General features: G+C 72.4%; 12 protein-coding genes. 10 read left to right on the top strand and 2 right to left on the bottom strand.

The features are described from left to right. Positions 1–182: 182 nt before the first annotated feature. From pdhA to DMA15_RS19030, 9 genes are all read left to right on the top strand, one after another. Entirely contained in the window at positions 183–1,337 is a 1,155-nt protein-coding gene (gene pdhA, locus DMA15_RS18990; protein WP_125513994.1) for a pyruvate dehydrogenase (acetyl-transferring) E1 component subunit alpha, read from the top strand. Beyond that, positions 1,334–2,350 carry an alpha-ketoacid dehydrogenase subunit beta gene (locus tag DMA15_RS18995; RefSeq protein WP_125513995.1) on the top strand — a complete coding sequence of 339 codons (1,017 nt, stop codon included), beginning with the start codon at positions 1,334–1,336 and terminating at the stop codon, positions 2,348–2,350. Before pdhA ends, DMA15_RS18995 begins: the two co-directional genes overlap by 4 nt. Beyond that, on the top strand, positions 2,350–3,726 hold the full coding sequence (locus tag DMA15_RS19000) for a dihydrolipoamide acetyltransferase family protein (protein WP_125513996.1): 1,377 nt from the start codon (positions 2,350–2,352) through the stop codon (positions 3,724–3,726). The genes DMA15_RS18995 and DMA15_RS19000 overlap by 1 nt, the downstream gene beginning before the upstream one ends. A gap of 101 nt (positions 3,727–3,827) precedes the next feature. After that, a complete protein-coding gene (locus DMA15_RS19005; RefSeq protein ID WP_125513997.1) occupies positions 3,828–4,886 on the top strand; it encodes an NTP transferase domain-containing protein in 1,059 nt (352 codons plus the stop codon). Beyond that, positions 4,883–6,382, top strand: coding sequence for a molybdopterin molybdotransferase MoeA (locus tag DMA15_RS19010; RefSeq protein WP_206302767.1), 1,500 nt, complete (start codon positions 4,883–4,885; stop codon positions 6,380–6,382). Before DMA15_RS19005 ends, DMA15_RS19010 begins: the two co-directional genes overlap by 4 nt. Then, a complete protein-coding gene (locus tag DMA15_RS19015; RefSeq protein ID WP_206302769.1) occupies positions 6,370–7,479 on the top strand; it encodes a potassium channel family protein in 1,110 nt (369 codons plus the stop codon). The genes DMA15_RS19010 and DMA15_RS19015 overlap by 13 nt, the downstream gene beginning before the upstream one ends. 116 nt (positions 7,480–7,595) lie before the next feature. Beyond that, positions 7,596–8,573 carry an NAD(P)H-quinone oxidoreductase gene (locus DMA15_RS19020; RefSeq protein WP_125513999.1) on the top strand — a complete coding sequence of 326 codons (978 nt, stop codon included), beginning with the start codon at positions 7,596–7,598 and terminating at the stop codon, positions 8,571–8,573. Between the two features lie 258 nt (positions 8,574–8,831). After that, positions 8,832–9,233, top strand: a complete 402-nt coding sequence (locus DMA15_RS19025) for a hypothetical protein (RefSeq protein WP_125514000.1) — start codon at positions 8,832–8,834, stop codon at positions 9,231–9,233. A 65-nt stretch (positions 9,234–9,298) separates the two neighbouring features. Further along, positions 9,299–9,841, top strand: a complete 543-nt coding sequence (locus DMA15_RS19030; RefSeq protein ID WP_125514001.1) for a bacterial proteasome activator family protein — start codon at positions 9,299–9,301, stop codon at positions 9,839–9,841. A gap of 122 nt (positions 9,842–9,963) precedes the next feature. Here DMA15_RS19030 and DMA15_RS19035 read toward each other — a convergent pair whose 3' ends face one another. Continuing rightward, positions 9,964–11,592, bottom strand: a complete 1,629-nt coding sequence (locus DMA15_RS19035) for a protein kinase (protein WP_125514002.1) — start codon at positions 11,590–11,592, stop codon at positions 9,964–9,966. Positions 11,593–11,899: 307 nt separating this feature from the next. On the opposite strand from DMA15_RS19035, the gene DMA15_RS19040 reads away from it, so the two are divergent. Further along, positions 11,900–13,456 (top strand): protein kinase, encoded by a 1,557-nt coding sequence (locus DMA15_RS19040; protein WP_125514003.1) that lies wholly within the window; start codon positions 11,900–11,902, stop codon positions 13,454–13,456. Positions 13,457–13,513: 57 nt separating this feature from the next. On the opposite strand, the gene DMA15_RS19045 is transcribed toward DMA15_RS19040, so the two are convergent. Then, positions 13,514–13,936, bottom strand: coding sequence for a pyridoxamine 5'-phosphate oxidase family protein (locus tag DMA15_RS19045; RefSeq protein WP_125514004.1), 423 nt, complete (start codon positions 13,934–13,936; stop codon positions 13,514–13,516). Between the last annotated feature and the right edge of the window lie 13 nt (positions 13,937–13,949).

Here is a 13,949-nt window from a genome sequence, read left to right on the forward strand (position 1 = left end):
GCCTCCCTACCATGGACGTACTGCATCCATCCCAGGCTGTGCAGAACCGTTTGTCCACAGCCTGGAGGTGCCTGTAGCCAAAATGTGCCGACGACCGAACAATCGGTAGGTGAGGCGCATCACAACGCTGCGCCTCTTTTGCCGCTCCCACGAGGAGTCCGCTTCCACCAGGAGGTGCCGTCATGACGGTCATGGAGCAGCGGGGCGCCTACCGGCCGTCCCCGCCACCCGCTTGGCAGCCCAGGACCGACCCCGCGCCGCTGCTGCCCGACGCGGAGCCGTACCGCGTCCTTGGCACCGAGGCCGCCGCGAAGGCCGACCCGGGGCTGCTGCGCCGCCTCTACGCGGAGCTGGTGCGAGGCCGCCGTTACAACACGCAGGCGACGGCACTGACGAAGCAGGGCAGGCTCGCGGTCTACCCCTCGAGCACCGGCCAGGAGGCCTGTGAGGTCGCCGCCGCGCTCGCCCTGAAGGGCCAGGACTGGCTCTTCCCCAGCTACCGGGACACGCTCGCCGTGGTCGCCCGCGGCCTCGACCCCGTGAGCGCCCTGACGCTGCTGCGCGGCGACTGGCACACGGGATACGACCCGCGCGAGCACCGCATAGCTCCCCTGTGCACCCCCCTCGCCACCCAGCTGCCGCACGCCGTGGGTCTCGCGCACGCCGCCCGCCTCAAGGGCGACGACGTGGTCGCGCTCGCCATGGTCGGCGACGGCGGCACCAGCGAGGGCGACTTCCACGAGGCGCTGAACTTCGCCGCCGTGTGGCAGGCGCCCGTGGTCTTCCTCGTGCAGAACAACGGCTTCGCGATCTCCGTGCCGCTCGCCAAGCAGACCGCGGCGCCCTCCCTGGCCCACAAGGCTGTCGGGTACGGCATGCCGGGACGGCTGGTGGACGGCAACGACGCGGTGGCGATGCACGAGGTCCTCGGCGAAGCGGTCGCCCGCGCGCGGGAGGGCGGCGGACCCACCCTGGTCGAAGCGGTCACGTACCGCATGGAAGCCCACACGAACGCCGACGACGCCACGCGCTACCGCCTCGACGCCGAGGTCGCGGCCTGGCGTGACCACGACCCGATCCTGCTCCTGGAGCGGGAGTTGACCGAGCGCGGACTCCTGGACGACGACACCAGGCGGCGGGCGAGCGAGGACGCCGAGACCATGGCGGCCGACCTGCGCGCACGCATGAACGAGGACCCCGCGCTGGACCCCATGGACCTCTTCACGCACGTGTACGCCGAGCAGACCTCCCAGCTGCGGGAGCAGGCGGCGCAGTTGCGGGCCGAGCTGGAAGTGGCCTCGGAAGAGGCGGACGTACCGGAGGGGGAGACGCGATGACCACGGTCGCGGCGAAGCCGGTCACCAAACCGGCCACCATGGCGCAGGCGCTCGGACGCGCGCTGCGCGACTCCATGGCCGAGGATCCCTCGGTGCACGTCCTGGGGGAGGACGTCGGGGCGCTCGGCGGTGTCTTCCGGGTCACCGACGGGCTCACCAAGGAGTTCGGCGAGGAGCGCTGTACGGACACCCCGCTGGCCGAGGCGGGCATTCTCGGTACGGCGGTCGGCATGGCGATGTACGGCCTGCGGCCCGTCGTCGAGATGCAGTTCGACGCCTTCGCCTACCCCGCCTTCGAGCAGCTGATCTCGCACGTGGCGCGCATGCGCAACCGCACCAGGGGCGCGATGCCGCTGCCCATCACCGTGCGCGTGCCCTACGGCGGCGGGATCGGCGGCGTCGAACACCACAGCGACTCCTCCGAGGCGTACTACATGGCGACCCCGGGCCTCCACGTCGTCACACCCGCCACGGTCGCCGACGCCTACGGCCTGCTGCGGGCCTCCATCGCCTCCGACGACCCGGTCGTCTTCCTGGAGCCGAAGCGGCTGTACTGGTCGAAGGCCGACTGGAACCCGGAAGCCCCGCAGCGCGTGGAGCCGATAGGCCGCGCGGTGGTGCGCCGCCCCGGGCGCAGCGCCACGCTCATCACGTACGGCCCGTCCGTGCCCGTCTGCCTGGAGGCGGCCGAGGCCGCGCGCGCCGAGGGCTGGGACCTCGAAGTGGTCGACCTGCGCTCGCTGGTGCCGTTCGACGACGAGACGGTCGCCGCGTCCGTGCGGCGCACGGGCCGGGCTGTCGTCGTGCACGAGTCGGGCGGTTTCGGGGGCCCCGGCGGGGAGATCGCCGCGCGGGTCACCGAGCGGTGCTTCCACCACCTGGAGGCGCCGGTGCTGCGGGTCGCGGGGTTCGACATTCCCTATCCGCCGCCGATGCTGGAGAAGCACCATCTGCCGGGCGTCGACAGGATCCTGGACGCGGTCGCGCGGTTGCAGTGGGAGGCGGAGAGCTGATGGCGCCCGCGTTTGATGTGAACAGCCTGGAGTTCAAGCTGCCCGACCTCGGCGAAGGGCTGACGGAGGCCGAGATCGTCCGCTGGCTCGTCCAGGTCGGGGACGTCGTCGCCGTGGACCAGCCGGTGGTCGAGGTCGAGACCGCCAAGGCGATGGTCGAGGTGCCGTGTCCCTACGGGGGTGTGGTCACCGCCCGCTTCGGCGAGGAGGGCACGGAACTGCCGGTCGGGGCGCCGCTGTTGACGGTCGCCGTGGGGACCCCTGCCGGGCCCCGCGCCCCGGAGGAGCCCGCCGAGCGGGCGCTCCAGACGGCGGCCGAGGAGTCTTCCGGCAACGTCCTGGTCGGTTACGGCACCGCGGCGGCGCCCGCCCGCCGCAGGAGGGTGCGGCCCACGGGGCCCGCCCTGACGGCCGCCTCCGGGGGGCCTGGCCCCCAAACGCCTCCCCCGCGCGTGGACGGCCCGGTCCCGGTGATCTCCCCGCTCGTGCGCAAGCTGGCGCGGGAGCACGGCATGGATCTGCGCGCGCTCGCGGGATCGGGCCCGGACGGGCTCATCACGCGCGCCGATGTCGAGGCGGCCATCGGCGCGGGCCCGGTCGCCGCGCCTGAAACGGGGCCCTCCGGCGCGCGGCGCCAGGTCGAGGCGGGCCAGGAGCCCACGCGCGCGGGTCTTGAGGCCCGGCACGCGCTGACCGGCATCCGGGGCCTCGTCGCGGACAAGATGGCCCGCAGCAGGCGCGAGATACCGGAGGCCACCTGCTGGGTCGACGCCGACGCGACCGAGCTGCTCGCCGCCCGCACCGCCATGAACGCGGCGATGACGGAACGCGACGGGAGCCAGAAGGTGTCGCTGCTCGCACTCTTCGCCCGTATCACCGTGGCCGCGCTGGGCCGCTTCCCGATGCTCAACTCCAGCGTGGACATGGAGGCGCGCGAGATACGCCAGTTCGCCGACGTCCACCTCGGGTTCGCCGCGCAGACCGACCGCGGCCTGGTCGTCCCGGTCGTCCGGCACGCCCAGTCGCGGACGACCGAGTCGATCAACGCCGAGCTGATCAGGCTCACGGAGGCGGGACGGGCCGGGACGCTGACCCCCGGCGAGCTGACCGGGGGGACGTTCACGCTGAACAACTACGGGGTGTTCGGGGTCGACGGGTCCACGCCGATCATCAACCACCCCGAGGCGGCCATGCTCGGCATCGGCAGGATCGTGCCCAAGCCGTGGGTGCACCAGGGGGAGTTGGCGGTGCGGCACGTGGTCCAGCTGTCGCTCACCTTCGACCACCGGGTGTGCGACGGCGGCACGGCGGGCGGCTTCCTGCGGTACGTGGCCGACTGCGTCGAACAGCCGGCGGTACTGCTGCGGTCGGTGTGAGCGGTGTGAGCGGTGTGAGCGGCGTGACGGTGACGTAAGTCCCTTGGGCCAAGGGTCCTTCGCGGGGTGGCAATGATCCTCCGTATGCCCATACTCGGGGGGTGACCGCGAACGAGGGTGCCTCCTACGACGCCGTGGTGCTCGCCGGTGGCGGCGCGGCCCGGCTCGGCGGCGCCGACAAGCCCGGCGTGCGTGTGGGCGGCCGGGCGCTGATCGACCGGGTCCTGGCCGCCTGTTCCGGCGCCGGGACCACCGTCGTGGTGGCCGCGCCGAGGGCGACCGCGCGGCCCGTGGTGTGGGCGCGCGAGGAGCCGCCGGGCGGCGGGCCGCTGGCCGCGCTCGACGCAGGGCTGCGGCGTACGACGGCGGAGCGGGTGGTGGTGCTCTCCGCGGACCTGCCGTTCGTGGAGGGGCGGACCGTGCGGCGGCTGGTGGGCGCCCTGCGGGAGAGCGGGGCGGACGGGGCGGTGCTCACCGACCCCGAGGGGCGTGAGCAGCCGCTCGTCGCGGCCTATCGCAGCGCGTCGCTGCGGCGGGGGATCGCGGCGCTTGCGGGCTCGGGCGGAGGGGGCGGCCTCGGTGGGCTGCCGCTGCGACGGCTCGTTTCGCGGCTCGACCTGACCCGGGTGGCTGACCCCGTCGCCGCCTTTGACTGCGACACCTGGGACGACATCGCTGCCGCGCGGGCCCGGATCAGGGAGCATGGGCATGTGTTGGACGAATGGATTTCCGCAGTCAAGGACGAGCTGGGCATCGAACTCGACGTCGATACCGGCACCCTCCTCGACCTCGCCCGCGACGCCGCGCACGGCGTGGCCAGGCCAGCGGCACCGCTGACCACGTTCCTCGTCGGCTACGCGGCGGCGGAAGCCGTCGCGAAGGCCGCCGTGCGGGGCGGGGCGACGACGGGCGGCGCCGAAGCGGTCGCCGACGCGGCGCGCAAGGCGGCGGCGCTCGCGGCTCGCTGGGCGGACGAGGACCGCCAGGACGCGCCCCCCGCGCAGGCCGCGCCCCCCGCGCAGGCCGCGCCCCCCGCGCAGGACACGTCCGGCGCCCAGGGCACCGCCTCCGGCGCCCAGCAGGCCGACCCCGCCTCGCAGCAGGCGCCCCCCGCCCCCCGAACTTCCCCGTCCCCCGGCACCTCCCCGGATGCCGGATGACCGGGCAGTCTGTGCCGGATGCCGAGCTTGAGGAAGCTCTGGCCCTGGTGAACGAGTGCCGGGACGGGCGCGGAGCCATCCCCCGTTCGGCGCCCTCAGCGCCCTCAGCGGCCCAGGCCCCAGGCCCCGCCGCCCGGCAGCCCGCCCCGCACGGGCAAGCCGCCCCCCACGGGTGGAACCCCGCGTCCGGACCCACCGCCCCCGGCGAGACCCCGCACCGCGACATCACCCCCTGGCCCGCCGCCCGCGCCCTCGCCGCGCGGGCCGTGCCCCGGGGCGGGGGCGAGACCGTCGCCGTCCCCTTGGACAAGGCACTCGGCCTGACCCTGGCCGCCCCGCTCACCGCCCTCACCGACCTGCCGTCCTTCGACACCTCCGCGATGGACGGGTGGGCCGTCGCGGGGCCCGGCCCCTGGGTCGTACGGGCCGACGGGATCCTCGCCGGGCACGAGCGTCCGGAACCGCTGGGGGACGGCGAGGCGGTCCGGATCGCGACGGGCGCCCGCATCCCGCAGGACGCCACCGCGGTCCTGCGCAGCGAGCACGGCCGCCTCGACGACAAGGGCGGGCTGCACGCCCGGCGCGAGGTGGTGACGGGCCAGGACATCCGCCCGCGCGGCCAGGAGTGCCGTTCCGGCGACCGTCTCCTGCCGCCCGGAGCCCTGGTCACGCCCGCCGTGCTCGGCCTGGCCGCGGCCGCGGGTTACGACACGCTCAGCGCCGTACGCCGGCCGCGCGCCGAAGTCCTCGTACTGGGCGACGAGTTGCTTGCAGACGGGCTGCCCCGCGAGGGCCTCATCCGGGACGCGCTCGGCCCGATGCTGCCGCCCTGGCTGCGCGCGCTCGGCGCCGAGGTCACCGGCGTGCGGCGGCTGGGCGACGACGCGGAGGCGCTCCACGAGGCCCTGACGACGTCCACCGCCGACGTGATCGTGACCACGGGCGGTACGGCCGCGGGCCCCGTCGACCACGTCCACCCCACGCTGCGCCGCATCGGCGCCGAACTGCTCGTGGACGGCGTGGCCGTGCGTCCCGGGCACCCGATGCTGCTGGCCCGCCTCCGGCCGGGACAGCACCTCGTCGGGCTGCCGGGCAACCCGCTCGCCGCCGTGTCCGGCCTGGTCACGCTGGCCGAGCCCCTGCTGCGTACGCTCACCGGGCGCGCGTCCGCATCCGCATCCGCGTCCGCGACCATGCCCGCGTTCACCGCTACCGGTGAACCTTCGCCGCACGCCGCGTACACCGCCCCCGTACGCGAGGACGTGCAAGGGCACCCGTACGACACCCGCCTCGTCCCCGTCACCCTGCGAGGTGAGCACGCTGTGCCGCTGCGCTTCAACGGACCCGCGATGCTGCGCGGTATCGCGGCGGCCGACGGGCTCGCGGTCGTGCCGACCGGCGGTGCGCGCAAGGGGCAGGAGCTGGAGATCCTCGACCTCCCCTGGGCCCTGAGTGATTCCTGGGCCCTGAGCGAGAGCGGGGAGTGTTTCACGTGAAACTTCCCGGTAACGACGCCATCGCCCGCCACCCCGAAGAGCACCACACGACCCACCGGATCAAGCTGCCCCAGCGGGTGGTCGAACGGCCGTTGCGCCAGGTCACCCGGCGTCTGGTGATGGCCCTGCTGGTGCTCGCCCTGACGACGTTCATAGTCTGGATCGATCGCAGCGGCTACAACGACAACTCCGACAAGCAGGTCGACTTCCTCGACGCCGCGTACTACGCCACGGTGACGCTCTCCACCACCGGCTACGGCGACATCGTCCCGTACAGCGACAGCGCCCGGCTCACCAACATCCTCCTGATCACGCCGTTGCGCGTGCTCTTCCTGATCATCCTGGTCGGCACGACCCTCGAAGTGCTCACAGAACGGACGCGCGAGGAATGGCGTCTGTCCCGCTGGAGGTCCAACTTGCGTGAACACACTGTCGTCGTCGGTTTCGGAACGAAAGGCCGCTCGGCGATCCAGACCGTCTGCGCGACCGGCCTGAAGCCGGAGCAGATCGTGGTCGTCGATCCCAGCGCGAAGGTCGTCGACGCGGCCACGGCCGAGGGTTACGCGGGTGTCGTCGGCGACGCGACGCGCAGCGATGTGCTGCTCCGCGCGGAGGTGCAGCGGGCCCGGCAGATCATCATCGCGACGCAGCGCGACGACACGGCGGTGCTCGTCGCGCTCACCGCGCGGCAGCTGAACCGCGGGGCGAAGATCGTCGCCGCGGTGCGCGAGGAGGAGAACGCGCCGCTGCTGCGGCAGTCCGGCGCCGACGCGGTGATCACCAGCGCCAGCGCGGCGGGGCGGCTGCTCGGGCTCTCCGTGCTGAGCCCGAGCGCGGGCATGGTCATGGAGGACCTCATCCAGCAGGGTTCGGGGCTCGATCTCGTCGAGCGGCCGGTGATAAAGGCCGAGGTGGGGCGCGGGGTCCGGGAGACGGAGGACCTGGTGGTGAGTGTCGTACGCGGGCATCGGGTGCTGGGGTACGACGATCCTGCCGTCGGGAAGCTGCAGTTGACGGATCGGCTGATCACGATTGTTCGGGTTTCGCCGGGGTCGGTGGTGGCGCCTGACGCTCGGCCGTTGCCTCCGGCGGGGTGAGGATTCCACTGCCGTTCGGGGTTCTCCTGCCGTGCGGGTTTGTTGTGGCTGGGCGCGCAGTTCCCCGCGCCCCTTCGGGGCGCCTCAGTTAGAGGGGCGGGAGTAGCCTCGAAATCATGTATGCGATCACGATCCCCGAACCCGGCGGCCCTGAAGCGCTCGTGTGGGCCGAGGTGCCCGATCCCGTGCCCGGCGAGGGCGAGGTGCTGGTCGAGGTGGTGGCCAGTGCCGTGAACCGCGCCGATCTGCTCCAGCGGCAGGGCTTCTACAACCCGCCGCCCGGCGCGTCCCCCTACCCCGGCCTGGAGTGCGCGGGCCGCATCGCCGCGCTCGGCCCCGGCGTCTCCGGCTGGACGGTCGGCGACGAGGTCTGCGCCCTGCTCTCCGGCGGTGGCTACGCCGAGCAGGTCGTCGTCCCCGCCGGACAGCTCTTCCCCGTCCCCGACGGCGTCGACCTCGTGACGGCGGCCGCGCTGCCCGAGGTGACCTCGACCGTCTGGTCCAACGTCTTCATGATCGCCCACCTGCGGCCCGGCGAGACGCTGCTCGCGCACGGCGGTTCGAGCGGCATCGGCACCATGGCGATCCAGCTGGCCAAGGCCGTCGGCGCGAAGGTCGCCGTCACGGCGGGCAGCAAGGAGAAGCTCGCGTTCTGCGGGGAGTTGGGCGCCGACATCCTCATCAACTACCGCGAGCAGGACTTCGTCGAGGAGATCGAGCGGGCCACCGACGGGGCGGGCGCGGACGTCATCCTCGACAACATGGGCGCGAAGTACCTGGACCGGAACGTGCGCTCCCTCGCGGTCAACGGCCGCCTCGCGATCATCGGCATGCAGGGCGGCGTCAAGGGCGAGCTGAACATCGCCACGCTCCTCAACAAGCGCGCCGCCGTCACCGCCACCTCGCTGCGGGCCCGGCCCGGTGCCGAGAAGGCGTCGATCGTCGCGGCGGTACGGGAGCATGTCTGGCCGCTGATCGGTGCGGGGCATGTGCGGCCGATCGTCGACCGGACCGTGCCGATGCGGGATGCGGCCGCGGCGCATCGGGTGCTTGAGGAGAGTGGGCATATCGGGAAGGTGCTGCTCACGCGGTAGCGGTTAGCGGTACGTATGCCGTAAGCGGTACGTGTGCCGAGTGCGGGTCCGTCGTGGCTGGTCGCGCAGTTCCCCGCGCCCCTTCGGGGCGCTCACCTCGGGGCGCTGACGGGGTCACCCCTCCTTCGGGTGCGGTCAAAGTGCCGGAAATGTCCCGTCATGTGACGCTGGGCACTGGCGTGATGGTCCGCCTGACCTTGGGCGACCCGATGGCGGGAGGTGGCCGGCGCGGTGGTTGTGGCATGGGCGACTTTTCGCGTGACCGTCGTGGCCCTCGTGGCGACGACGCTGCTCACCGTGCTCACGGCGATCACCCCCGACGTGCCGTCGTACGCGGCCGAACCCGCCCCCCGCGGCCCCCTCACCACCGTCGACGAGACACCCCGGGCGGGCAGCCGCCCCGGTGAGGGCCGGGCCCGGCCGGGGCGCGCGGATCCGCCGGTCCCCGATCCGCCGCCGGCCCCCACGCCGCCCCCGTACGTACCCCCGCCGCGGCCGGAACCGGCCGCAGTGTCGCACCGCGACACCCTGTCCGACGCCGGGGAGCCGCCGACCGAACCCGTCCTGCCGGGCCTGCGCGTTCTGCCGCTCGGCGGCGGTCTGGTCCTCATCGGCCTCGGGCTCGGCTTCCTCGGACTGCGGTTGCGGCGCGGCGGCTGAGGGTGGATCACCGCGGTATGGGGGCACCACCGATGTGTGACGTACGGGTGCGAGAGAATGGCGGCATGGAGATGCCGAGGAACGAACGGTCACCGGAGAACCCTCAAGTCCTGGTCGTAGGCCAGGATGGAATGGCTCTCGGTGGTGGCGGAGACGACGAATCCCGCGAGGTTCCGGTGACGGAGATGGTCGAACAGCCGGCCAAGGTCATGCGCATCGGCAGCATGATCAAGCAGCTCCTGGAGGAGGTGCGGGCGGCTCCTCTCGACGAGGCGAGCCGGGTCCGCCTCAAGGAGATCCACGCCAGCTCGGTCAAGGAGCTGGAGGACGGCCTCGCCCCCGAGCTGGTCGAGGAGCTGGAGCGGCTCTCCCTGCCCTTCACGGAGGAGGCGACGCCCAGCGACGCCGAACTGCGCATCGCGCAGGCCCAGCTGGTCGGCTGGCTCGAAGGCCTCTTCCACGGGATCCAGACGACGCTGTTCGCGCAGCAGATGGCGGCGCGGGCGCAGCTGGAGTCCATGCGGCGGGCGCTGCCGCCCGGCGTGGGCGGCGGCGATGACGACGACGAGGGCGGCATCGCGGGCCGTACGGGGGGCCCTTACCTGTAGGCCGATCAGGGACACCTGCCTGACCCAGGACACCCCAGACGCCCAGCACACCCAAGACAGAAGGGGCCCGGTACGCACACCGCGTACCGGGCCCCGTCGCGAAGCGCGAAGGCCGGGAAAGACTAGGCCGGGTTACCCGTGGAGACGTCGAACTGGATGTCCACGTTCTTCGGGTCCACGTCCGAACCCTCCTTCGGGGTCTGCCGCATGACGGTGTCCTCGCCGTAGGCGTTCTCGTCGATGGAGCGCTTGTCGTAGCTCCAGCCGGCCGCCTGGAGGCAGGACAGGACCGACTTCCAGTCCTTGAAGGTGAAGTCAGGGACCTTGATCTTGTTCTCGTCGTTGTACGAGGTCTCCGGGTCCTTGCACACCTCCGGCTCGACCGTCATGTTGCGGTTCGGCCCCTTGTGCCCCGCCACCGGCTGCTTCGTCTTGTCGCCCGCCGATTCCTTGCCGCCCTCGTCACCGCCGCCCAGCGTGAGCGCGGTGATCAGGCCGCCGATCGCGAGGAGCGCGACGACGATCGAGCCGACGATCAGCGGCATGTTCCGCCGCTTGCCGCCCCCGGAGCTCCCGGTGGCCGTCGTGGCCGGCTGCGGGGAGAGGTTGTAGGGGGGCGGGGTGTGCGCGCCCTGGGGGCCGTAGGCGTTCGTGGGCGCCGGGGTCTGGTAGCCGCCCTGCTGGGGCGGGTAGCCGTAGCCCGGCGTCGGGGCCGGGGTCGAGGGGCCGTAAGCACCCGGCTGGTACGGGGTCTGGACGCCGCCCGACTGCTGCGGGAGCGAGGAGTCGACCGGCGGGAAGACCGCGGAGCCGACGCCCGCGCCGCTCGCCGTGGGCGCGCCCGGCACGATGCTGGGGGCCGCCGCCTGGAAGGACTGCGCCACGCGCAGGCACTCCTCGCGCATGGCGTCGGCGGTCGGGAAGCGCTCGTTCGGGTTCTTCTTCAGCGCGCGGGCGACGATCGCGTCGACCGCGGGCGGCAGGGAACGGTTGATCGAGGACGGAGCGACCGGCTCCTCCTGGACGTGCGCGTACGCGATCGCCAGCGGCGAGTCCGCCTCGAACGGCAGCCGCCCGGTGACCAGTTGGAAGAGCATGATGCCGACGGAGTAGAGGTCGGAGCGCGCGTCCACGCCGCGGCCGAGCGCCTGCTCCGGCGAGAGGTACTGCGGGGTGCCGACGACCATGCCGGTCTGGGTCATCGAGGTGACGCCGGACTGCATGGCGCGGGCGATGCCGAAGTCCATGACCTTGACGACGTTGCGCTTGGTCATCATGACGTTGCCCGGCTTGATGTCGCGGTGGACCAGGCCCATCTCGTGGCTGATCTCCAGCGCCGCGAGCACATCGGCGGTGATCTTCAGCGCCTGGTCGGTCGGCATCGCGCCGAACTGCGTGACGGACGCGTCGAGCACGGAGCCGAGCGGCTTGCCCTCGACGTACTCCATGACGATGTACGGCATCGTCGTGCCGTCCAGCTCGTCCTCGCCGGTGTCGAAGACCGACACGATGTTCGTGTGCGTGAGCTTCGCCACCGACTGGGCCTCGCGGCGGAAACGCTCGCGGAAGGACTGCTCGCGGCCCAGCTCGGTGTGGAGCGTCTTGATCGCGACCTGGCGGTCGAGCACGGCGTCGTACGCCAGGTGGACCGAGGCCATGCCGCCCTCGCCGAGCAGATCGCGCAGTTGGTAGCGGCCACCGGCCAGCGAACGCCCCGCGTACCGCCCCTGTGCGCCGTCCTGGCTGCTCATCTCGTGCGTCCCCCATCGGCGCGGCGGCCGGACGGCTCCGCGGCTGGTGATCGATTACCCGCTATTCCTGGCCAAGTCTGCCCGAGGACGATGACGCGTCAAGCTCGGTGCCCGTTCCGTGACCGTACGCGCAAGAAGCGTCTCGGAAGCGTTACAAGTTTGCGCGTGAGGACCCGGGGCGGCTTTGATGTCCGGTCCACCTCGAACCGGCGGGTGGCGTGAAGGCTGTAGCGTGGCCCGTCGGAGTACCCGGTAAAGCGGCGTACTCAGTACCAAGTACCACGACCAGAAACGACGGCGAGGACTGATGGCACAGACGCAGCGCGCTCAGGGCCCGTCCGACCCCGACGCGACTGGCGGCGGTATGTCAGACGCGCCCGAGTTGTGGGGCAATGGCGGGCTCGTCGGAGACGGCCGTTACCGGCTGACCCACAGACTCGGCCGGGGCGGCATGGCCGAGGTCTTCGCCGCCGAGGACGTACGTCTGGGGCGCACGGTCGCGGTCAAGCTGCTCCGCTCCGACCTCGCCGAGGACCCCGTCTCCAAGGCCCGTTTCACGCGTGAGGCCCAGTCCGTCGCGGGGCTGAACCACCACGCCGTGGTCGCCGTGTACGACTCCGGTGAAGACGCCGTCGGGCCGAGTGTCGTCCCGTACATCGTCATGGAGATCGTCGAGGGCCGCACGATCCGCGATCTGCTGCTCAACGCGGAGGCGCCCGGTCCCGAGCAGGCGCTCATCATCGTCTCCGGGGTGCTCGAGGCGCTCGCCTACTCCCACCAGCACGGCATCGTGCACCGTGACATCAAGCCCGCGAACGTGATCATCACCCACTCCGGTGCGGTGAAGGTGATGGACTTCGGCATCGCGCGCGCCCTGCACGGCGCGCAGTCGACGATGACGCAGACCGGCATGGTCATGGGCACGCCCCAGTACCTGTCGCCCGAGCAGGCGCTCGGCAAGGCCGTCGACCACCGCTCCGACCTGTACGCGACCGGCTGTCTGCTCTACGAACTGCTCGCGCTGCGGCCCCCGTTCACCGGCGAGACGCCGCTCTCCGTGGTCTACCAGCACGTCCAGGACACGGCTCTGCCGCCCTCCGAGGTCTCGGACGCGGCGCCGCCGGAGCTGGACGGGCTCGTCATGCGCTCCCTCGCCAAGGACCCGGACGACCGGTTCCAGACCGCCGAGGAGATGCGCGGCCTCGTCCAGTACGGGCTGCAGATGCTGCACGAGCAGGGCGGCCACACGGGGACCTGGAACACCGGGCCCGTCGAGATGCACGAGGGCGGCAACACCCCGGCGATGGGTCTCGCCGGCACGGCCGCGATGGGGCACCCCGACTCAGGGACCGCGCAGATCCCGGGCCCGATGCTGCGTCCGCCGGGCGACGACGGCGGCTTCGAGGGCGGGCAGCGCGGCGGCAAGGGCGGCCGCGGCAAGATGTGGATCTTCGCCGTGCTTGCCGTCATCGCGATCGTGGTGGGTGTCGCCTTCGCGCTGAGCGCGAGCAACGGCACGAAGGAGAAGGACAAGACCCCGACGACTCCCTCGACGAAGCAGTCGCAGGAGAAGAAGCCCAGCAAGAGCCCGGACAAGGACGAGACGGGCGAGGCGACGGAGCCGGGCAGTGACACGGGGGGCCAGACGAACTACCCCCCGCAGACGAACCGGCCGACCGGGCCCACGCAGCCGACCGGGAACCCCACCCAGCCGACCGGGGACCCGACGACCGACCCGACGACGGATCCCACCACGGACCCGACGACGGACCCGACGACCGATCCGACCGACCCGCCGGTCACGACGGACCCGACCGAGGGCGAGGACCCGGGCGACTCCGGGAGCGACGGCGAGGGCACCTGATCCCGCGCCTCCGCTGCCGTCCCCCGTTGATCGGGCGACGGCCCCCGGCCGCGTACGTCAGTGCGTGTGCTGCAGGCTGCGGGTGCGGCCCGCCGTGAGGGTGTGGACCTTGGCGACCTGCGGCTCTATCCGCAGATAGACCGGGTCGAAGAGTTCACCGTCCGCGAAGTGCGGCGTGGGGCCGAAGAGTTCCAGCTCGGCGTTGGTCGGCTCGACCGCCTCGCAGACGCCGATGCACTGCACGGTCCACTGCCCGTCGCGGGCGGACGCCGCGTTCAGATTGTCCGCGCCGTACGCGACGACGCTGCCGACGCAGGCCTGGTGGTAGCCGTATCCCCGGTGCATGCGCAGCAGGATCCTCCCGCCCACGACGATGTGGCGGGCCGCCGCGAGAAAGGGCAGCGCGCGCATGCTGGTCGCCACCCGTCCGTAGTCCGTGCGGCGGAGCAGTTCGAAGGCGAGCTGTTCATCGGTGGACATGCCCCCCACCTTC

Origin of the sequence: Streptomyces sp. WAC 01529 (assembly GCF_003945545.1) — a bacterium.
Lineage (GTDB): Bacteria > Actinomycetota > Actinomycetes > Streptomycetales > Streptomycetaceae > Streptomyces > Streptomyces anatolicus.

Excerpts from the sequence above, each read along its gene's own strand:
- DMA15_RS19000 (WP_125513996.1), top strand. The coding sequence starts at position 2,350 with ATGGCGCCCGCGTTTGATGTGAACAGCCTGGAGTTCAAGCTGCCCGAC.
- pdhA (WP_125513994.1), top strand. The coding sequence starts at position 183 with ATGACGGTCATGGAGCAGCGGGGCGCCTACCGGCCGTCCCCGCCACCC.
- DMA15_RS19045 (WP_125514004.1), bottom strand. The coding sequence starts at position 13,936 with ATGTCCACCGATGAACAGCTCGCCTTCGAACTGCTCCGCCGCACGGAC.
- DMA15_RS19030 (WP_125514001.1), top strand. The coding sequence starts at position 9,299 with ATGGAGATGCCGAGGAACGAACGGTCACCGGAGAACCCTCAAGTCCTG.
- DMA15_RS19020 (WP_125513999.1), top strand. The coding sequence starts at position 7,596 with ATGTATGCGATCACGATCCCCGAACCCGGCGGCCCTGAAGCGCTCGTG.
- DMA15_RS19035 (WP_125514002.1), bottom strand. The coding sequence starts at position 11,592 with ATGAGCAGCCAGGACGGCGCACAGGGGCGGTACGCGGGGCGTTCGCTG.
- DMA15_RS18995 (WP_125513995.1), top strand. The coding sequence starts at position 1,334 with ATGACCACGGTCGCGGCGAAGCCGGTCACCAAACCGGCCACCATGGCG.
- DMA15_RS19040 (WP_125514003.1), top strand. The coding sequence starts at position 11,900 with ATGGCACAGACGCAGCGCGCTCAGGGCCCGTCCGACCCCGACGCGACT.
- DMA15_RS19010 (WP_206302767.1), top strand. The coding sequence starts at position 4,883 with ATGACCGGGCAGTCTGTGCCGGATGCCGAGCTTGAGGAAGCTCTGGCC.